This is a genomic window from Prosthecobacter algae, assembly GCF_039542385.1.
Classification (GTDB): Bacteria; Verrucomicrobiota; Verrucomicrobiia; order Verrucomicrobiales; family Verrucomicrobiaceae; genus Prosthecobacter; species Prosthecobacter algae.
The window spans coordinates 171265-189633 of sequence record NZ_BAABIA010000006.1 but is presented as its reverse complement, the minus strand read 5'-3'; the positions used below and the strand labels follow the sequence as shown (position 1 = coordinate 189633).

Below are 18369 nucleotides of genomic sequence, written 5' to 3'. Positions count from 1 at the left end.
AATCAGTTGCCAGCGGCCCTGGGCACATTACCCGATGAGTCTGACTATGATCATTGCACCCAAGATCCGAGGTTTCATCTGTACCACCGCCCACCCTGAGGGCTGCGCCAAACATGTGGCGGAGCAAATTGCTGTTGTGAAGAAGGGGGGCCTGATGGAGAACGGCCCGAAGAAGGTGTTGGTGATCGGTTCTTCGACGGGGTACGGGCTGTCGTCGCGCATTGCGGCGGCGTTTGGCGCGAACGCGGCGACGATCGGGGTGTTTTTCGAACGGCCGGGCGAGGACGACCGGACGGCGACGGCGGGCTGGTACAATTCGGCGGCGTTTGAAAATGAGGCGAAGGCGGCGGGGCTGTATGCGCGCTCTTTCAATGGCGATGCGTATTCCGATGCGGTGAAGGCGGAGGTGATCCAGGCGATCCAGGCGGACCTGGGGCAGGTGGACTGTGTGATCTACAGCCTGGCGTCCCCACGGCGCACGCAGCCGAAGACGGGTGAGGTTTTTAAGTCGGTGCTGAAGCCGATCGGTGAAGTTTACACGAACAAGAACCTGAACACGACGACGGGGGTGGTGAATGAGATTTCCATCGAGCCTGCGCAGGGTGATGATGTGGCGCAGACGGTGGCGGTGATGGGCGGTGAGGACTGGGAGATGTGGATGGATGCGCTGCTGGAGGCGGGTGTGCTGGCCCCTGGGGTGCAGACGGTTTCGTATTCCTACATCGGGCCGGAAGTGACGTGGCCGATCTATAAGAATGGGACGATCGGCAAGGCGAAGGAAGATCTGGAAAAGGTGCAGCAGGCGCTGGATGCGAAGCTGGCGCCGCTGAATGGCAAGGCGTGGGTTTCGGTGAACAAGGCGCTGGTGACACAGGCGAGCTCAGCCATCCCGGTGGTGCCGCTTTACATTTCCCTGCTGTACAAGGTGATGAAGGCGGAGGGGACGCATGAGGACACGATCGAGCAGATGGACCGGCTTTTCCGCGACCGTCTGTACAGTGGCCAGCCGCAGCCGGATGAGGCGGGGCGCATCCGTGTGGATGACTGGGAGATGAAGCCGGACGTGCAGGCCCTGGTGGGCCAGCGCTGGACGGAGGTGAACACGGAGAACCTCGCTGAGTATGGCGACTTTGCGGGCTATCAGGCGAGCTTCCTGCGGCTGTTCGGCTTTGGCCTGGAAGGCGTGGACTATGCGGCGGAGACGAATCCGAACGTGCCGGTGCCCTCCATCGCCTGAGTGTGGCGGCCCGTGGGCTGACTGCGGGCGGGATTTTGAAGACAGCGCGGTCCTGCGGGGCTGCGCTGTTTTTTGTTAGGGGGTGGTCAAGGGGTGGGGGCGCTACGAGCGGGGCGAGGGAAGAGGAGGTTCATCTGGGGATGCGCTGCGGCTGCGGAGTTTTGTGGAGTGCGGTGGGCTTTTTTATACAGGATTAACAAGATTCCAGGATTAACAGGATGTGTGGCAAGGGCGCGGGCGGATTTTCAACCACGGAAGATGCGGAAGACACGGAAGGTGGGGATTACGAGGAGGGCCCCAAGGAGCGGGACTTGCCAAGTCCCGTGGTTTGGGGATGTTGATGGGCGGAGGGAGTGGGATGCTGCGCATCCGGGTGTTTTAGAATGCGGAGAAGTGCGAAGCCGCGAAGCGAATCTCCGCGCTCCTCTCGGGATGGCTGGGGCGAACGGGGCGTGTGAGCTTGTCGAAAGCGCCAGAGGACTGGCGCAGTCCAGGACGCGCTGCGGCTGCGGTGTAGCCTCTGGCCTAACCAAAGATGCCGGATTTTTGCAGGAGCCAGACGTAGAAGGTGAAGAGGCCGATGAGCAGGGCGATGAGGAAGAGGACAAACAGGCCGAGGCAGAGGAAGAGGCGGGTGGTGCTGCGGCGGATGCTGTGCTGCTGGCCGGCCTGCCAGGCCTGGAGGAGGCGGAGGTTGCGCTGGTTGGACTTGAAGAAAGCGCTGACAACGGGGCCGCCGATGGGGAGGAAGTCGAAGAGGGTGTTCAGCAGCATGTTGCCGCCCATGCGGACAAGGACAGGGAAGCTGATGCCTGCGCGGATGGACTCGACCAGGATGAGGAGGCCGCCACCGGACGCGAGGGCGCTGCCGATGCCGGGGAAGAGGGCGAGGATGGGATCGAGACCGATTTTGAAATTGGTGCCGGGGATGCGAAGCCAGTTGTCGAGCCACTTGGCCAGGAAACGGGCGACCTCGGACTCTGAGCCGGGTTTGCCTGCCGCCTGACGGGGGGGCAGGATTTCATCCACATGGGCGGTGCGGGAGGGGGGAGTGGGCATGGATGCAGGGAGGGCGGGTTTGAATGACACCTCACCTTTCAATACGCAAGCCCCATGCCCATTGCGGGTTTGGGCGTTGTTTATAATGCAGAAACTCTGGGGAGAGTCTGCGATCCGCGCCTTACAGCATGGTGTTTTCCAGGGCCTGGACTTCCTTTTTGACGAGGGCGCCGACGCGATGCTTGGCCAGGTAAACCTGGGCGGCATTGATGCCGAGGGCTTCGCTGGTCTTTTTCACGCCCCAGCCTTTCATGACGTAGCAATCGAAGATCTGGAACTGGCGGGGGGAGACCTTGGCTTTCACGCGCTCCAGGGCAGCGGCGGTGATGTTGTCGCGCCATTCCTTGTCCCAGATGTTTTCGAGGAGGTTGTCCTTTTCGTTGGAAAGGCGGTCGAGGGCGAGGTTGCTGGTCTCTTCGCTTTCGGAGTTGCCCTGGTCGGCGAGGGAGGGCTGGCGCTTGCGGGCGCGGAAGACATCGAGGACGCGCCAGCGGGTCATCTGCAGGAGCCAGGCCTTGAAGGAACCAGCACGGGGATCGTACTGGCCTTTCTGCACCTGGCGGGCGATGGCGATGATGGTTTCCTGGATGACGTCGAAGGCTTCCTCACGAGTCAGGCCGGCCTTGGTGGCGACGCTGTAGATCAGCCGCCAGTAGGTCTGGTAAAATTCATTCCAGGTTCGCTGGTCCTCCCAGTTGTTCAGACGTTCGATCAGGCTCTTGCGGGTTTTCTCCCACAGGCCTTTGTCTTTTTTCGCTTCTTCAGGGATGTCTGGCAGTTCCTCCATCGGTGGGGATTGTCAACGCTTGCGAGGGACTGTCAAACCCCGTGTACGGGGGCATGGACCCCCGTCAGAAAAAAAACAGTCTTTCGCAAAAGATGAGAAGAGGGGGCTGCGGGGCGAGATCAGCCCTGGCGGGCGCGGATTTCGAGGAGCTTTTTCATGACGTGGGCGAGGTTCCCGCTCCAGGCGGCGGTGCCAAAGGCATCGTGCAGGGTGAGGTAGAGGGAGTAGAGCTCGGCATACACGGCCTGGTTTTCCGGGATGGGGAAATAGACTTTTTCGCGGGTGGCGGTGACCTTGGCCTGGAGGCTGCCGATATCGGCCACGCCTGCGGCGGCGGCGCCAAAGATGGCGGCCCCGAGGGCGCAGGTCTGCTCACTCTGGCTGACTTTCATGGGCTTGCCGATGATGTCGGCATAGCACTGCATGAGGGTGGCGTTTTTGATGGAGAGGCCGCCGGTGTTGACGATCTCGCGCACTTCCACTCCGTATTCCTCGACGCGGCGGATGATGGTGAGGGCCCCGAAGGCGGTGGCCTCGATGTAGGCGCGGTAGATTTCATGCGCCTCGGTGTGGAGGGTCTGGCCTAACAAGAGGCCTGTCAAACGGACGTCCACGAGGACGGTGCGATTGCCGTTGTTCCAGTCGAGCGCGAGCAGGCCGGAAGCACCGGGTTTCTGGGCGGACATGGCCTTTTCCATGGCGGTGAACTTGTCGCCAATGCTGCTGCCGTAGCTCTCTGGCACGAGGTTTTTTACCAGCCAGAGGAAAAGGTCGCCGACGGCGCTTTGGCCGGCCTCGATGCCGTAGTAGCCGGGCAGGACGGAGCCATTGACGATGCCGCAGACGCCGGGGATATCGGCCAGCGGTTTGCTGGTGGGGGTGATCATGAGATCGCAGGTGCTGGTGCCCAGGATCTTGACGAGGGTGCCTTCCTTGACGCCTGCGCCCACGGCGCCCATGTGGGCATCGAAGGCCCCGACGGAGATGGCGATGCCTTCGGGCAGGCCGAGCTTGGCCGCCCACTTGGCGCAGAGGTTGCCGGCCTTGACATCGGAGGTGTGGGCTTCGCTGTAGAGGCGGTCGCGCAGGTCAGCGAGGGCGGGGGAGAGGCGGGCGAGGAACTCCTTGTCCGGCAGGCCGCCCCACTCGGTGCTGAACATGGCCTTGTGCCCGGCGGCGCAGACGCTGCGCTTGAGGGTGTGGGGATCGGTGTTGCCGGAGAGTTCGGCGGGGAGCCAGTCGCAGTGCTCGACGAAGCTGTAGGCGGCGGCGAAGACCTGGGGATCCACGCGGCTGAGGCGGAGGATTTTGCTCCAGAACCATTCGCTGGAGTAGATGCCGCCGCACTTGGCGATGATGTGGGGCCGCATCTCGTTGGCCAGGGTGGTGATCTCCGCAGCTTCGGCGTAGCCGGTGTGGTCTTTCCAGAGCCAGACCATGGCATTGAGGTTGTCTTTAAACTCGGGCAGGAGGCCGAGCGGGGTGCCTTCGCGGTTCACCGGGATAGGGGTGCTGCCGGTGGTATCAATGCCGATGCCGACGACCTGGGCTGGATCAAAGCCGGGGACTTTCGCGGCGGCCTGCTCCAGGGCAGCGCGGGTGATCGTGACGAAACCATCGAGGTAGTCCTGCGGATTTTGGCGGGCGACGTGGGGGTTTTTGGGATCCAGCAGCACGCCCATTTCGCCGGAGGGATAGTTGAAGACAGAGGAGCCGATCTCAGCCCCGTTCTCGAGGTCGATGAGGAGAGAGCGGCAGGAGTTGGTGCCGTAGTCAATGCCGAGGGCGTACTGTTTCATGGTCAGGTGGTTGGGAGGAGCGGGGCGAGTGTAGAGACTGCATCCCGCAGAGCCAGCAAAAACCGGACAGGAGAAATGAATGATGGCAAGCTGGGGCCTTGACCGATTTCCAAAAATCTTGTCCGAAAAGCGGCGACGGGGTGGGACGATTGGCGGCGTTTTTCGCTTAGCTGTTATCATGAAGATAGCAGCCTGCGCTCCTGCCTTGCCACTCATCCCACCGCGCCCGCCTTTTCAATCGGACAATCTTTTTGGAAATCGGTCTGGCTGTGCGTTACTGCATCCTCATTTGCCATGCCCGACCTGCCTGAACTCACTGAAACCGACCGCGCCCTCTATGAATGGCAGATGTGGGTGCCGGGCATGGGCGAGGCAGGGCAGCGAAAGCTGAAGGGGGCGACGGTGCTGATCTCCCGTGTGGGCGGGCTGGGCGGACTGGTGGCGCTGGAGCTGGCGGCGGCGGGTGTGGGGCGGCTGATCCTGGCGCATGGGGGCAACCTGAAGCTGCCGGACCTGAACCGCCAGCTCCTGCAAACCCGTGCCCATGTGGGGCTGCCGCGCATGGACAACATCGTGACCCGGCTGAAGGAGCTGAACCCGGACTGCGAGATCGTGGGGGTGAAGGAAAATATCACGGAAGCCAATGCTGCGGCGCTTGTGGCCCTGGCGGATGTGGTGGTGGATGCGGCCCCGCTTTTCCAAGAGCGGCTGGCGCTGAATGCTGCTGCTATGCGTGGGGGCAAGCCAATGGTGGAATGTGCCATGCACACGCTGGAGGCGACGGTGACGACCTTTCTCCCTGGTCGGTCCGGCTGCCTGGCCTGCTATGTGCCAGAGGTGCCGCCGACATGGACGCGGCAGTTCCCGGTCTTTGGCGCGGTCTCCGGCACGGCGGCCTGCCTGGGAGCGATGGAGGTGATCAAGCTGATCACGGGATTGGGCACGCCGCTGGCGGGCGAGATGCTGTGCATGGACCTGGGCAGCATGGGATTTCGCCGGGTGAAGCTGCCACGGCGGAGCGACTGCGAAGTGTGTGGGAGCCTGTGATGGTGGTGATTGCGCTTTTGGTTAGGCGGGGCGCTGCTGCCCAACGTAAGAGTGGCGGCTGCGCCGCATCTTTTTTCGACTTGCGGAGAAGAGTCTCCGCGCTCCCCTTGGGCGGCTGCGCCGCTTGGGGGAGGATACTTCTCATTCTCGCTCTAGGACTCAGCGGCCCACGGGGACGGCGCGCTGGATCTCGTTGGGCAGGTCGGTGGAGTTTTTGGCGGGCTTGCCTTTGGTCTCAGCCGGGACGGAGTACCAGTTGAGCTGAGGGACGCCGACGAGCTGCACCCATTGCTGGCTGCCGAGCTTCACCCATTCGAGTTCGACGATGGCCCAGACATGCACACCCCAGGGGATGCGGTCCTTGAGTTCGCGACCAATCTGGGAGTCTTTTTCGACGAAGACGGTGTTGAGGTAGGGATTGGGCGGTGAGGGACTGATACGGAAGGCATCTTTGTTTTCCGAATTCGGCAGCTTGTACTCAAAGTCATGGACGCGGGTGATGCCGACGTGGAAGCGGGCCGCGCCTTCCTGGTAGCCTTCGAAGAATTTTTCTAGCAGGCGGTCCTTGAACTCGACGAACGAGAGCCAGTCCACCTGGAAGCCGTCCTTGGTCTCTTCCAGCATGACGGTCACATCGTATTCCCAGGCGCGATTTTCCACGCTGAAAAGGGCGTGGGCACCGCTGCCCATCTGGGGTTTGGGGTCCAGTCGCCGGAGGGTGATGCCATCCACGCGGATGGGGCCATCGGGCTGGGCCTTGTAGTACATTTCCATGAGGGGCTTCATGGAGGATGCGGCCAGGGTGTAGCGCATGCGCTCCTTCATGTCCTTGGCATTTAGGAATTTCAGCAGGGCTTCGGCGGCGGGTTTGGCCTCTTCGGTGGTTTTCACCTGCACTTCGGCCGTGGTGGTGGGGATGACGCTGCTGGTGGTGTTCGCCGGGTTGCTGTCGTTTTGCAGGGACGGGGTCAGCGTCTTGGACGGCACCTCGGTCAAAGCGGGGGCTTCTGGGGTGAGTCCGGGGGCGGTCGGTTGCAGGGCTGCCATGTCGGCAGGGGTGGGTGCCATGGCGCGCGGTGGTGCGGGGTCGCCGGGATCAAAGGCGGGCTTGGGGGTGGGTGAGGGCGCTGCGGGTTCTTCCACCGATGCTGGTGCTGGGCTGGTCTCGGCGACGGCGGGGGCTTCCGGGGTCGGATTCGGCGTGGGCAGGACGACGGAGGGTGGTGACTCGGCCTCGTCCTTGGGCGGCATGTAGCGGTGGACGAGCTCCATGATCGGCTCGCGGAACATCCAGCCAGCGGCGGCCAGGAAGCCGGCGAGGAAAATGAACGCCAGGGCGAACATGAAGACATTGGAACTGCGGCTCGGCTTTTTCAGGGGCCGGGCTGGGCGCACGGGGGCGGCAGGTGCTTCGCGAGGGCTTTCCGTTGCGGCAATGGGCGTAGGTGCGCGGGCGGGGATCTCCCGGGAGAGAAGGGAGGAAGGCGGGCTGTCTGTCCCTGCGGGGGAGCCCATGAGAGGCAGGGTGGGGGAACCTGGAATGAGGCTGCTGTGGGAGGGGGCACCTGCACTGGCGCGGGGTGCGGGAAAAAGGGAGGCACCGACCTGGGGCTGGCTGAAATCCTGCGGTGGTGGCGGGGCAGGCGGCGCACCCCAGGCCGCAGGAGGCTGCTGCAAGGAACCAGTGAGCGGAGCCTGGCCTTCCGGGCGGCGAGCTGGGAGGCCCGAGGCGGGCTGTGGACTTGCTCCGGGCTGGGAAAGGCCACCCATCAGGGTCTGGCCGAGGCCGGGCTGCTGCCAGGGCGGGGGGGAATCCTGCGCAGGAGCACTGGGAAGGCCGCCCAAAAATCCACCTGCCTGCGGTGCAGGTGGGAAGCCGCCCGGCTGGGAAGGTTGCGGGAAACCGCCACCGGGTGGGAAGGACGGGATGGCACCAGCCTGAGGCTGAGTGGGGAAACTGCCTGCTTGGGGCTGGGTAGGGAAACCTGGAAAGCCGCCTGGTGGCGGTGGGGAGGGCTGACCGCCGAGGGGACTGCCGGAGGGCCCGCCCATGGGACTGAGATGCTGCGCGATGGAATTGGGCATCGGCATGACCAACCCAGAACCCAGGCCGGAAGGCGGCTGGCCATAGGAAGGTGGAGCCTGGGGCTCGGGCTCTGGCGGCGGCGCGTAGGCAGGTGCGGGGGCCGGAGTGGTGAAAAGAGACACCGGGGCGGCTGCGTGCGCGGCAGCCGGGGAGGTGACTGTTTGGCCACAAATGGGGCATGGACCGGTCACCCCAGCCATGTGGGATGGCACGGTGAGTACGCTTTGGCACGCACTGCACTGAAACTGAAGCACATCCGGGTTCATGACAGGATAAAAGGTTTTCTCAGGATTAAGAAAGTATCACCCAAGAGGGCGTTCTCGACAAGTCAGGTTTCGTGGGTGTTTAAAAAAACTAGAATTTAAACTGTTTTCCCCTCTGTCAGGAAAAGTTATACCCTAAAGTTCTGCACATATAAACATCTTCGATTGTTAAAATGTTAAGATTTGCTAAATAACCTGTATTCTCCATGCCACAGAACACTTTCCGTGCCAGCACCAAGGAACGCTCGCTGAGGCGGTCGGACCGTGCCCAGCTCACGAGCCTGGGCCGACATCCGCGTCAGCAGAAGTTGAGGCAGGTGAAAAGCATGAAGCGTGTTCTGGGGGCCCTGCTGCTTTTCCCGCTGGGGCTGATCACGGCTCTGACGCTGGGAGAGATGCTGTGGCGGGCGATGGTGCGCCTGGAATTTTGGCGCACGGAGGAGGTCGTCTTTTTCCTGGTAGGTGGGCTGGCCTGGGCGGTGACTTATGCCTCCGGTTGGCGGCCGGTGAGCAGCTATGTGTTTGGTCATGAGGTGAGTCATCTGCTGGTGGCGCGGGCCTTTGGGGGCAAAATCCTGGACTGGGATTTCTCGGCGACGGGCGGCTATGTGGAAACGAACAAGTCAAACACCTGGATCACGCTGGCTCCTTATCTGCTGCCTTTTTATTCGCTGATCGTGCTGCTGCTCTTTGGGGTGGTGGGCATGTTCTGGAACCTGCACGACCTGCACCAGATTGGCCTGGGGAAGGTGATGCTGAAGTTTAAGCCGGTGTGGTTTTTTTACGCCATGCTGGGGCTGACGTGGTGCTTTCATGCCACCTTCACGTGGAAGACGGTGTTCATTGAGCAGAGCGATCTACAGCGCAATGGGGAGTTCTTTTCCATGCAGCTCATCTTTCTGGTGAATGTGCTGCTGCTGGTGGCGCTGTTCCTGGCGGCCTCGCCTTCCCCTGGGCTGGGGCTGGCGGAGGTGGGGCGCTGCTGGCTGGCCACGGCCGGGGCGCTATGGAATTTTTTCCTGGGCCGTTTTTGGTGATGATTTACCGCTGGCGGCGGCAGGGTGGCATCGCTACAAAGACACTGCCATGGAGCCTGACCAAGTACTGTCCGTCACCGAACTGACCCGCGAAATCCGCGAGGTGCTGCAGGGGCATATCGGCACGGTGTGGGTGGAGGGCGAAATCAGCAACCATCGCCTGCAGGGCAGCGGCCACCAATACTTCACGCTGAAGGATGCGGGTTCCCAACTTTCCTGCGTGATGTTTCGCGGGGCGCGCAGCGGGGTGCGGCTTTCAGACGGGGCGCAGGTGCAGGTGCATGGGGAGATCTCCGTGTATGAACCGCGCGGCCAGTACCAGATGGTGGTGAAGCAGGTGCAAATGAAAGGGCAGGGCAGCCTGCAGGCACGCTTTGAGGCGCTGAAGCGAAAGCTACATGAGGAGGGGCTCTTCGATCAGGACTACAAGCAGGACATCCCGAAATATCCGCGCGTGGTGGCGCTGGTGACTTCGCCCACGGGGGCGGCCATCCAGGACATGCTGAACATCCTCACACGGCGTGCGCCGTGGATCCATGTGCTGGTGTTTCCGGTGCGGGTGCAGGGCCAGGGCGTGGAGAAGGAAACCATCCGCGCGCTGGAGATGCTGAACCGTGCCGAGGCGCACGGACTGCCAGTGCCAGACACGATTGTCATCGGCCGTGGGGGTGGCAGCATCGAGGACCTGTGGGCCTACAATGAGGAGTCGCTGGCGCGGGCCATCTTTGCATCGCAAATCCCGGTGATCTCGGCGGTGGGGCATGAGATTGACTTCACGATCGCCGACTTTGTGGCGGACCTGCGTGCGCCCACACCAAGTGCGGCGGCAGAGCTGCTGGCCCCGGATGTGACGGAGCTGAAGCGGCACTTTGAATCTCTTTCACGCCGTCTCGGCGGGCAGGTGATGACACTGCTGGATCGGCATGAGCAGACGCTGGACTTCATCGCGCGCGGTGCCCTGAAGACAGCCCCGGCCTATCAACTGCAAACGGCGGAGCAGGCGGTGGATGATCTGGAGGACAACCTCAAGGTGGCGGCGAAAGAGCAGCTACGCGGCCTGGGCGACCTGATCCAAGAGCGGCAGCAAATCATCGTGGAACATCATCCGCGCATCATGCTGATGGAGGCCGCGCATCGGCTGGAAAATCAGGCGCAGCAGCTGCAGCAAAAGATCAGCCACAAGCTGGAGCGGCTGGCTGACCAAGTCACTTCACGTGCCCAGTTGATGAAGCATCTCGGGCCGGAATCCATCCTGGCGCGCGGCTTTTCCTACACTACGGATGCGCAGGGGAATGTGATCCGCGATGCGGCCGATGTGGAGCCGGGCCAGACGCTGGTGACGCGGCTGCAGCAGGGGCAGGTGACGAGTACGGCGGTTTAAAAAAGTGCAGCTTTTTTCAAGCTGCGCGCAACTGCGCCGAGGTGGGCGGGTTGGACTGGCTGCTGGTGAAAACCCCTCAGCCTATCCAACTATGAAATCACACCCATCCACTCTTTGTCTCCTCGGGCTGCTCTCGATGGGAGCCACTCTGGCCTTCTCTCAGGAAGGTGACCGTAAAGGCCCGCCCCCCGGGGGGGAAGGCGGCTCCGGCAACCGCCTGGGCGAGTTTCTGAAGCGCGCTGACACCAGCGGTGACGGCAAGATCAGCAAGGAAGAATTCGGTGCACTCCCCCGTGGCGGCGGTGATGAGCGTTTTGCCAAAATGGACAGCAACAGCGACGGCTATGTGGATCAGGCCGAGATCGCCACCATGGCAGAAAAGATGCGTGAAGGCATGCGCAATCGCGGCAGCGGTGAAGGTGGCGAACGTCGTCCCGGTGGTGAAGGTGGCGAGGGCGGTTTCCGCCGTCCGCCAGGGGATCGCCCAGAAGGCGCGCCGAAGCCAGAAGGTGAGCGTCCGTCGGGGGCCCCATCCCCTGAAGGTGGCCGCGGACCTGGGGGGCCCGGAGGCCCTGGTGGCCCTGGTGGCCCTGGTGGTGCCATCATGATTGATGAAGTTTTTGGCCGCATGGACAAGAACAGCGATGGCAGTGTGGACAAGGAAGAGTACGTGGCCTTCTCCCAGCAGGAGATCGAAGGCCGCTTTGCCCGCACCGATGAAAACACGGACGGCAAGCTGACCAAGGAAGAAATGAAGGCCGGCATGGAGCGCATGCGCAACATGATGCGCGGCCCAGGCGGCCAGCGTGGCCCTGGTGGCCCGGAAGGCCGTGGCCCTGGTGGTGAAGGCGGCCCGCGCCGTGGCCCTGAAGGTGGTGGTGAGGGTGGCTTCCGCCGCCCGCCCACGCAGGACGGTGAAAAGGGTAGCCCACGCCCTGAGTTTGAAAAGCCTGAGGTCAAAAAAGATCCGGCCTAACCGGGCCGACGGACAATTGTTTTGAAAGGCGGAGTTCCTGAGAGGGAATTCCGCTTTTTTTGCGGGTGCGGGCTTGCAAGAAGGAGGTGGCCGTGGCGTCTTCTTATCGCGCTCCGGCGCACCCAACCTCTATGCGTTACTTCGCCGCCCTCCTTCTGGTGCCGTCTTTGCTGCTGAATGCCAAAGATATTCCTGTCACAGATTTGGTTAGTCTGGAGGCTGGCATGAAGATGGCCGCTCCGGGAGACCGCATCGTCCTGCGCGAAGGCGTGTGGGAAAACACGGTGGTGAAGTTTCAGGGGCAGGGCACGGCGGCGGCCCCCATCACTCTCTGCGCGGCAGTGCCGGGCAAGACGGTGTTTACCGGGGCCTCCGGCCTGCGGATCGCAGGTGAGCATCTGGTAGTGGAAGGGCTGTGGTTCAAGGATCCTGATTCCTCGATTGGCGACAGCATCGAGTTCCGCGCGGACTCCAAGCGAGTGGCCAAACATTGCCGACTGACGGGCTGTGCGATCACGATGGCACCCGAGGTGGCCAGCAAGACGGACAAAGAATCCCGCTGGGTGGGACTCTACGGCAGTGACAACCGGGTGGACCGCTGCCTGCTGCAGGGCAAGGTGACCAAGGGCACGACGCTGGTGGTCTGGTTGGGCGGGCTGAGCACGGGCCGCCACATCATCGAGCACAACCACTTTGGCCCACGTGAAAAGCTGGGCAAAAACGGCGGCGAAACCATCCGCGTGGGCGACAGCAAAACGTCCATGGAAACGGCCGCCTGCATCATCCGCCAAAACCTTTTCGAGAAGTGCAATGGCGAGGCCGAGTGCATCTCCAACAAGTCCTGCGGCAACCTTTACCAGGGGAACAGCTTTGTGGAGGTCAGCGGCACCCTGACCCTGCGCCATGGCAACGGCTGCACGGTGGAAAAGAATGGGTTCTTTGGTAACGGAGCCAATGGCACAGGCGGCATCCGCCTCATCGGCGAGGACCATGTGGTGAAGGGCAACTACCTGGAAAATCTGGCCGGTGACGATGTGCGGTCCGGCATTACCTTCATGATGGGGCTTCCGGATTCACCAGCGAACGGCTACTTCCAGGTGAAGGGTGCGCGGGTGGAAAACAACACGCTGGTTCATTGCGAGCACCCGATCCTGATCGGCATGGAAGGGGACAAGGTGCCGGGCAAGCCGAGCCTGGCCCCGATGGACTGTGTGATCCGCGGAAACAAGATCAGCTCGCCCAAAGCAACCGTGGTGGAGGCCCGCTGCGATGTGACCGGAGTCACCTGGCAGGATAACCAATTTTATGGCAAGGAACTGGGGCTGCCGGAAACGGCAGGCATCGCCTTTGGCAAGGAGCCAACAGTGGAGAAGCTGGTCCCCATTTCCCGTGAGGCTGTGGGGCCAAGCTGGTGGAAGTGAGGGGGGCGAGATTCAGCGGCTGTCGCCAAAGGATGTTACGGTGCCGGTTTGCGGATCTGCCACTGCTTCTCCGGCCAGCCGAGGTTTTTGACCGTGCTGGTGGCGTAATCCCAGGCGGCGGGATCAGGGCTGTAGAGGATGACACGGGTCTTTTCCGCAGCCAGGGCAGCAGCCTGGGGCAGGTCGAGAAATTTCAGCACATTCAGGTAGGCCGGGCCTTGCTGATGGCTAGTGGGCAGATCGTGCAGATCCAGGCGGGTGATGCCGTCTTCAAACAGGGAGGCATAGAGGGCATTGGCCGCCATCTCGCGATGACCTTGCAACCACAGCGGTGTCTTGGCAAAACCGGGCACCTGCTTCAGGCCCTGCACGGTGCGGCGAATGTCCCAGACACGCATGGAGTCCAGCGTCTGTCCGGCCAGGTAAAAACGCCGCAGGCGCTGCGCCTGCGCTTTCTCGCTGCCCGTCCATTCCGTGGGGCCGATGCCGCGCGGGCAGACATAGGCCATGCCCCATTTGAAGCTTTGGAACATCTTCTTCTCGCTTTCAAAGGCGCTTTCATCCTTGGCCGCTGTGGCGGGGCCTTCGATGAGTTTGCCAAAATGCGTCCCATAGCTGGCGGTGAAGTCTTGCCAGCCTTGGGCATCCAGGACATTAAGCGCGACGAGTTCCAGATCCTCGGCCTTCAGGCCTTCGCGATGGGCGATGTAGAGCCGCAGGCGGAAGGCGCTGTCGGTTTGAAAATCATAAGCGGTTAGGCGCACCCCATCCTGCGCGGCACTGCCTGCCGGGGTCAGCGTCAGGGCCGGGGCATCCTGGGGCCAGTTGACGAAGACTTTTTCCTGCAGGGACTTCATCCAGGCGGTCTTTTGTGTTTCCCACTCGCCCTTGGCCGTGGCAGGGCTAGGCGCGGTAGCAGCGGGGACAAAGCTCTCGTCAATCTTGGTGTTCTTTTCGTCCTTGGGCAGTTCTTTGAAGACTCGCAGTACTTCGGGTGCCAGGGACTTTTTAGCACCCTCGTCCAGCACGGCCATGGGATCGGCCCCTTTGAGATGGCGTTCGAACCAGTGGAAGGCTCCGTTGTTAAGAGGTTGCAGGTCCTTGTGCGGGCCCTCAGCCACCTGGAGGCCGATGTTCTTTTCCTGGCCTAACAAAGAGTAGATGCGACGGACGTTCTGGTAGATGTTGAAGACGCCGCCGATGGGGAAGATATCGTCCTTGTCTGTGTTGCAGATCAGCAGGGGACGAGGGGCCACCAGGGCGACGAGGCGTTCGTAGTCCCAGCGGTAGGTATTGACCTGGAACATGCAGTCGCAGTGGCCTTCGACGCAGCCGTCCACCACATGATTTCGCATCGTTGTCACGCCTGCTGTGGGGGCAGCGGCTTTGATCCGCTCATCCAGGGCGGCCACCCACCAGGAGTAGGCCCCGCCGCCGCTGCGGCCGGTGATGCCAAAGCGGGTCTTGTCCACCTCGGGTCTCGTTTCCAGATAGTCCAGCGCCCGGATGCCTGCCCAGGCCTCCAACCCGGCGGGGGTGTAGCCGCGCGACATCCACCACCAGCGGCCTTTGCTGTAGGTGCCGTGGTGCTCCCCGCGAATCTCGCCGAGCTGCACGGTATCAATGATCAGGCATGCATAACCATGACGGGCAAACCAGATGCCGTGATGGTGATAACCGGTCTTGTTGCCATAGCTCACGCCGCCCTTCATCACGCTGGAGTGGCCGCACACATAGAGGATGGTGGGCAGCGGTTTTTCCACCTTCGTGGGCAGGTAGAAATTGGCCGTCACATACAGACCCGGCACCGCCTGGTAGTGCATGTTTTCAATGAAGTACCCATCGCCCTTCACCTCACCGGTCTTGGTGGCCTGCAGCGGTGACTTTTCCGGTATGGGATCCAGCCCCAGCATTTCGGCGAGCTGCTTTCGGTACCCAGGGGCCTTGGCCAGCCAATCTTCTTTCGTGGTGATGTCCTTCAGGCCGCCTTTTTCCTCAATGTCCGCCGTCTGCTGCTGCATGTAACTGTCCAGCATGCGCGCACCGGGGGAGTCCGGGGTCTTTTCAGGGAAACGTCCGGCATAAACAGACAGTGGCAGCAGGAGCAGGAGGAGGGACTTCATGGCGTAAACAAGATACTCTCCGCAGAGTGATGATCTTGTCGCCTGAGTTGATACTGGGCTGACGGCTCTCATCCCTGTACAAAAAAATGACGGGCCGTGGTGGCCCGTCATTCGTTGGTCAAATGGATGTCGAGATGACGGTGGGCAAACTCAGTCTGCGCTGTCGATCAGCTTGGCGAACTCTTCGAAGAAGTACTTCGCGTCGTTCGGGCCGGGGGCGGCTTCGGGGTGGTATTGCACGCTCAGGACGGGGGCTTCGCGGTGGCGCATGCCTTCCACGGTGCCGTCGTTGAGGTTGATGTGCGTCACTTCCACATTGGAGGGCAGGCTGGCGGGATCGATGGCAAAGCCGTGGTTCTGGCTGGTGATGGACACCTTGCCGGTGCGCAAGTCCTTGACGGGCTGGTTGCCGCCGCGATGGCCGAACTTCAGCTTGAAGGTCTTGCCGCCGTAGGCGTGGCCGAGAATCTGGTGGCCGAGGCAGATGGCGAAGATGGGCTTTTTGCCGATGAGCTGCTTCACTTCCTTATGGATGTAATTCAGCGCGGCTGGATCCCCAGGGCCGTTGGACAGGAAGATGCCGTCGGGATTGCGGGCCAGCACTTCTTCGGCGGTCGCGGTGGCCGGGACGACGGTGACGTGGAAGCCGCTCTGGCGCAGGCCGCGCAGGATGTTGCGCTTCATGCCGAAGTCATACGCGACGATGTGATGGCGGGCCTCGGGCAGGGGATGAAAGGCGCCTTCAGGGCCGCCTTCGCGGTTCTGGCTCGGGCTAGGGATGTCCCACTGGCGGCTGAGTTGGCTCTCCGGATCCCAGGTGTAGATGCTTTTGGTGGTGACTTCCTTGACGAAGTCGCTGCCGCTCATGGGGGCGCTTTCCTGAGCCAGTTTCACGGCCTCTTCCACCGTGCTGACTTCCGTGGTGATGACGGAGCGCATGGCACCGAGCGTGCGCAGGTGCTTGGTCAGCGCACGGGTGTCAATGCCCTGGATGCCGGGGATGTTGTGCTGCTTGAGGTAAGCATCCAGCGACTGGGTGCTGCGCCAGTTGCTGGGCACGTCGCAAAGTTCTTCGATGACGAAGCCGCGTACGTGCGGCTCGCTGCTTTCATCGTCCAGGCCGTTGATGCCATAGTTGCCGATCATCGGGTAGGTCATGGCGACGATCTGGCCACGATAGGAGGGGTCGGTGAGGACTTCCTGATAACCGCACATGGAGGTGTTGAAGCAGATTTCCCCCGTGCGTGTGCCGGGAGCGCCAAAGGATTCGCCTTCAAAATACCGTCCGTCTTCGAGTGCCAGAATTGCTTTCATTAAATGGGAAACTTGGGCACCTACCGCGATTGGCAGAGGAATGCAAGAGGCGGATGAAATGTGTGTGAAGTCTTCCTGGGAACGGGGATAAAAATAGGACCGCATGGCGGGGAATGGGGTCTCGAACTGCGGATTTGCCCCGCTGCGGAGCGGAAAGGGGAAAAACTGCGGAAAGTCCCGCGAATCAGGGTTGCAGGAGGGGCTGCTTACGGATTGAATCGGCCCAATGATTTCAGGTCTCATCGCAGGCTCCTTACGTATGGCCACCGGGGCGCTCGCCCGCTGGCACGGCTGCGGCCCCGAACTTCGCCAGCGCATCTATTTTGCCAACCACACCAGCAACCTGGACGGTCCCCTCCTCTGGGCCAGCCTGCCCGCCCCCCTCCGAATGCGCACCCGCATGGTGGCCGCCCATGACTACTGGAGCGTGGGAAGACTGCGCCCCTGGCTGGCCCAAAGCGTCTTCCGCGCCGTACTCATCGAACGGAAAAAGCCCACTGCCGAGTGCAACCCACTCGACACCATGCTTCAGGCCCTGGGCGACGACCACTCGCTGATCATTTTCCCCGAAGGCGGCCGCCAGACCAGCCCAGACCCGCAGCCCTTCAAGGCAGGGCTTTTCCACCTGGCCAAACGCCGCCCGGAGGTGGAACTGGTGCCTGTGTGGATGGAGAATCTGAACCGCATCCTACCCAAGGGCGAATTCCTGCCCGCACCACTGCTGGGCAGCCTAGTCTTTGGCACGCCCATCCGCCTGGAGGCGGGGGAGACGAAGGTGGACTTCCTGGAGCGCGCGCGCCAGTCTGTGATCTGCCTGCGCGAGACCACCTGCTCTTAAACTGACCCTGCCCATGAATCTGGACCGTGAACTTACCTGGCTGATTTCCGGCGTTGTCGCCATCCTCATCATCGCCAGTGTGCTGACGCGGATCCTGAAGAAAAGGGCACGCTCTGAAGGAGCACGTGCAACGATGGACAATGTCCTGTCGCGGACCCGAGCCTGGTGGGGCATGGTGGCGGTGTTTACCCTGGCTATCTTGATCGGCCAGACCGGGACCATTATTTTGTTTGGTCTGCTGTCCTTCATGGCGCTGCGGGAGTTCATCACGCTTACGCCCACGCGCCCTGGAGATCATCGCACGCTGTTCTGGGTCTTCTTCATCATCACACCGCTGCACTACTGGTATTTGCAGGATGGCTGGTATGGCATGTTCTGCATCTTCATCCCGGTCTATGCCTTCCTGTTTGTGCCGATGCGCAGCGCTTTAGCTGGCGACTGCGAGCGGTTTCTAGAACGCACGGCGAAGATCCAATGGGGATTGCTGATTTGCGTGTACTGCGTCAGTCACGCCCCGGCGCTGCTGATGCTGGACCTGAAGGATTACGCGGGCCAGAATGCCAAGCTGCTGTTCTGGTTTGTGATCATTGTGGAGATCAGCGACGTGCTGCAATACGTGTGGGGAAAGACCTGCGGAAAGCACAAGATCGCGCCCTCCGTCAGCCCGAACAAAACCTGGGAAGGCCTCCTCTGCGGCGGTCTCTGCACGGTCGGCATCGGGGCGGCCTCCTGGCAGGTCACCCCTTACTCCCCGCTTCAGGCCGCAGGCATGAGTGCGCTGATCGTGTTGACCGGGTTCCTCGGCGGGCTAGTGATGTCAGCCATCAAGCGGGATCGTGGCGTGAAGGACTGGGGCCACGCCATCGCCGGGCACGGCGGAGTGATGGATCGACTGGATTCCCTGTGCTTTGCCGCCCCGGTGGTCTTCCACATCACGCGCTACGGCTTTGATTCCCACGTGCTGCTGCAGAGGTTTTGAGGCACGGCGGCGCGTTGGGGAC

At 62.0% G+C, this 18369-nt stretch carries 14 protein-coding genes; 8 read left to right on the top strand and 6 right to left on the bottom strand.

Annotated features, from left to right (window positions below):
- The first annotated feature begins 46 nt into the window (after positions 1-46).
- Positions 47-1237 carry an enoyl-ACP reductase FabV gene (gene fabV / locus ABEB25_RS15450; protein ID WP_345737319.1) on the top strand — a complete coding sequence of 397 codons (1191 nt, stop codon included), beginning with the start codon at positions 47-49 and terminating at the stop codon, positions 1235-1237.
- A 525-nt stretch (positions 1238-1762) separates the two neighbouring features.
- Here the strand turns inward: fabV and ABEB25_RS15445 are convergent.
- The 3 genes from ABEB25_RS15445 to ABEB25_RS15435 all read right to left on the bottom strand — a co-directional run bounded on the left by ABEB25_RS15445 (position 1763) and on the right by ABEB25_RS15435 (position 4882).
- The gene (locus ABEB25_RS15445) at positions 1763-2296 is read right to left on the bottom strand and encodes a DUF4112 domain-containing protein (protein WP_345737318.1); all 534 of its coding nucleotides are present in this window, start codon (positions 2294-2296) and stop codon (positions 1763-1765) included.
- 121 nt (positions 2297-2417) lie between these two features.
- Positions 2418-3083 carry an RNA polymerase sigma factor gene (locus ABEB25_RS15440; protein ID WP_184211145.1) on the bottom strand — a complete coding sequence of 222 codons (666 nt, stop codon included), beginning with the start codon at positions 3081-3083 and terminating at the stop codon, positions 2418-2420.
- 119 nt (positions 3084-3202) lie between these two features.
- Entirely contained in the window at positions 3203-4882 is a 1680-nt protein-coding gene (locus ABEB25_RS15435) for a ribulokinase (protein ID WP_345737317.1), read from the bottom strand.
- A gap of 294 nt (positions 4883-5176) precedes the next feature.
- On the opposite strand from ABEB25_RS15435, the gene ABEB25_RS15430 reads away from it, so the two are divergent.
- Positions 5177-5929, top strand: coding sequence for a HesA/MoeB/ThiF family protein (locus tag ABEB25_RS15430; protein ID WP_345737316.1), 753 nt, complete (start codon positions 5177-5179; stop codon positions 5927-5929).
- 159 nt (positions 5930-6088) lie between these two features.
- Here ABEB25_RS15430 and ABEB25_RS15425 read toward each other — a convergent pair whose 3' ends face one another.
- Positions 6089-8137, bottom strand: a complete 2049-nt coding sequence (locus ABEB25_RS15425; RefSeq protein ID WP_345737315.1) for a hypothetical protein — start codon at positions 8135-8137, stop codon at positions 6089-6091.
- A 347-nt stretch (positions 8138-8484) separates the two neighbouring features.
- On the opposite strand from ABEB25_RS15425, the gene ABEB25_RS15420 reads away from it, so the two are divergent.
- The 4 genes from ABEB25_RS15420 (at position 8485) to ABEB25_RS15405 (ending at position 13093) form a co-directional block, all read left to right on the top strand.
- The gene (locus tag ABEB25_RS15420) at positions 8485-9315 is read left to right on the top strand and encodes a hypothetical protein (RefSeq protein ID WP_345737314.1); all 831 of its coding nucleotides are present in this window, start codon (positions 8485-8487) and stop codon (positions 9313-9315) included.
- Positions 9316-9364: 49 nt separating this feature from the next.
- A complete protein-coding gene (gene xseA, locus ABEB25_RS15415; protein ID WP_345737313.1) occupies positions 9365-10696 on the top strand; it encodes an exodeoxyribonuclease VII large subunit in 1332 nt (443 codons plus the stop codon).
- Positions 10697-10787: 91 nt separating this feature from the next.
- Positions 10788-11672, top strand: coding sequence for an EF-hand domain-containing protein (locus ABEB25_RS15410; protein ID WP_345737312.1), 885 nt, complete (start codon positions 10788-10790; stop codon positions 11670-11672).
- A gap of 131 nt (positions 11673-11803) precedes the next feature.
- A complete protein-coding gene (locus ABEB25_RS15405; RefSeq protein ID WP_345737311.1) occupies positions 11804-13093 on the top strand; it encodes a polysaccharide lyase 6 family protein in 1290 nt (429 codons plus the stop codon).
- A 35-nt stretch (positions 13094-13128) separates the two neighbouring features.
- On the opposite strand, the gene ABEB25_RS15400 is transcribed toward ABEB25_RS15405, so the two are convergent.
- Positions 13129-15216: an alpha/beta hydrolase family protein gene (locus ABEB25_RS15400; RefSeq protein ID WP_345737310.1), complete on the bottom strand. Its 2088-nt coding sequence runs from the start codon at positions 15214-15216 to the stop codon at positions 13129-13131.
- A 150-nt stretch (positions 15217-15366) separates the two neighbouring features.
- Positions 15367-16530, bottom strand: coding sequence for a glutamine-hydrolyzing carbamoyl-phosphate synthase small subunit (gene carA, locus ABEB25_RS15395; RefSeq protein WP_345737309.1), 1164 nt, complete (start codon positions 16528-16530; stop codon positions 15367-15369).
- A gap of 226 nt (positions 16531-16756) precedes the next feature.
- On the opposite strand from carA, the gene ABEB25_RS15390 reads away from it, so the two are divergent.
- Both ABEB25_RS15390 and ABEB25_RS15385 read left to right on the top strand, forming a co-directional pair.
- Complete coding sequence (locus tag ABEB25_RS15390; protein WP_345737308.1) at positions 16757-17368, top strand: lysophospholipid acyltransferase family protein; 612 nt, start codon at positions 16757-16759, stop codon at positions 17366-17368.
- Positions 17369-17381: 13 nt separating this feature from the next.
- Positions 17382-18347 (top strand): phosphatidate cytidylyltransferase, encoded by a 966-nt coding sequence (locus tag ABEB25_RS15385; protein WP_345737307.1) that lies wholly within the window; start codon positions 17382-17384, stop codon positions 18345-18347.
- Positions 18348-18369 lie beyond the last annotated feature (22 nt).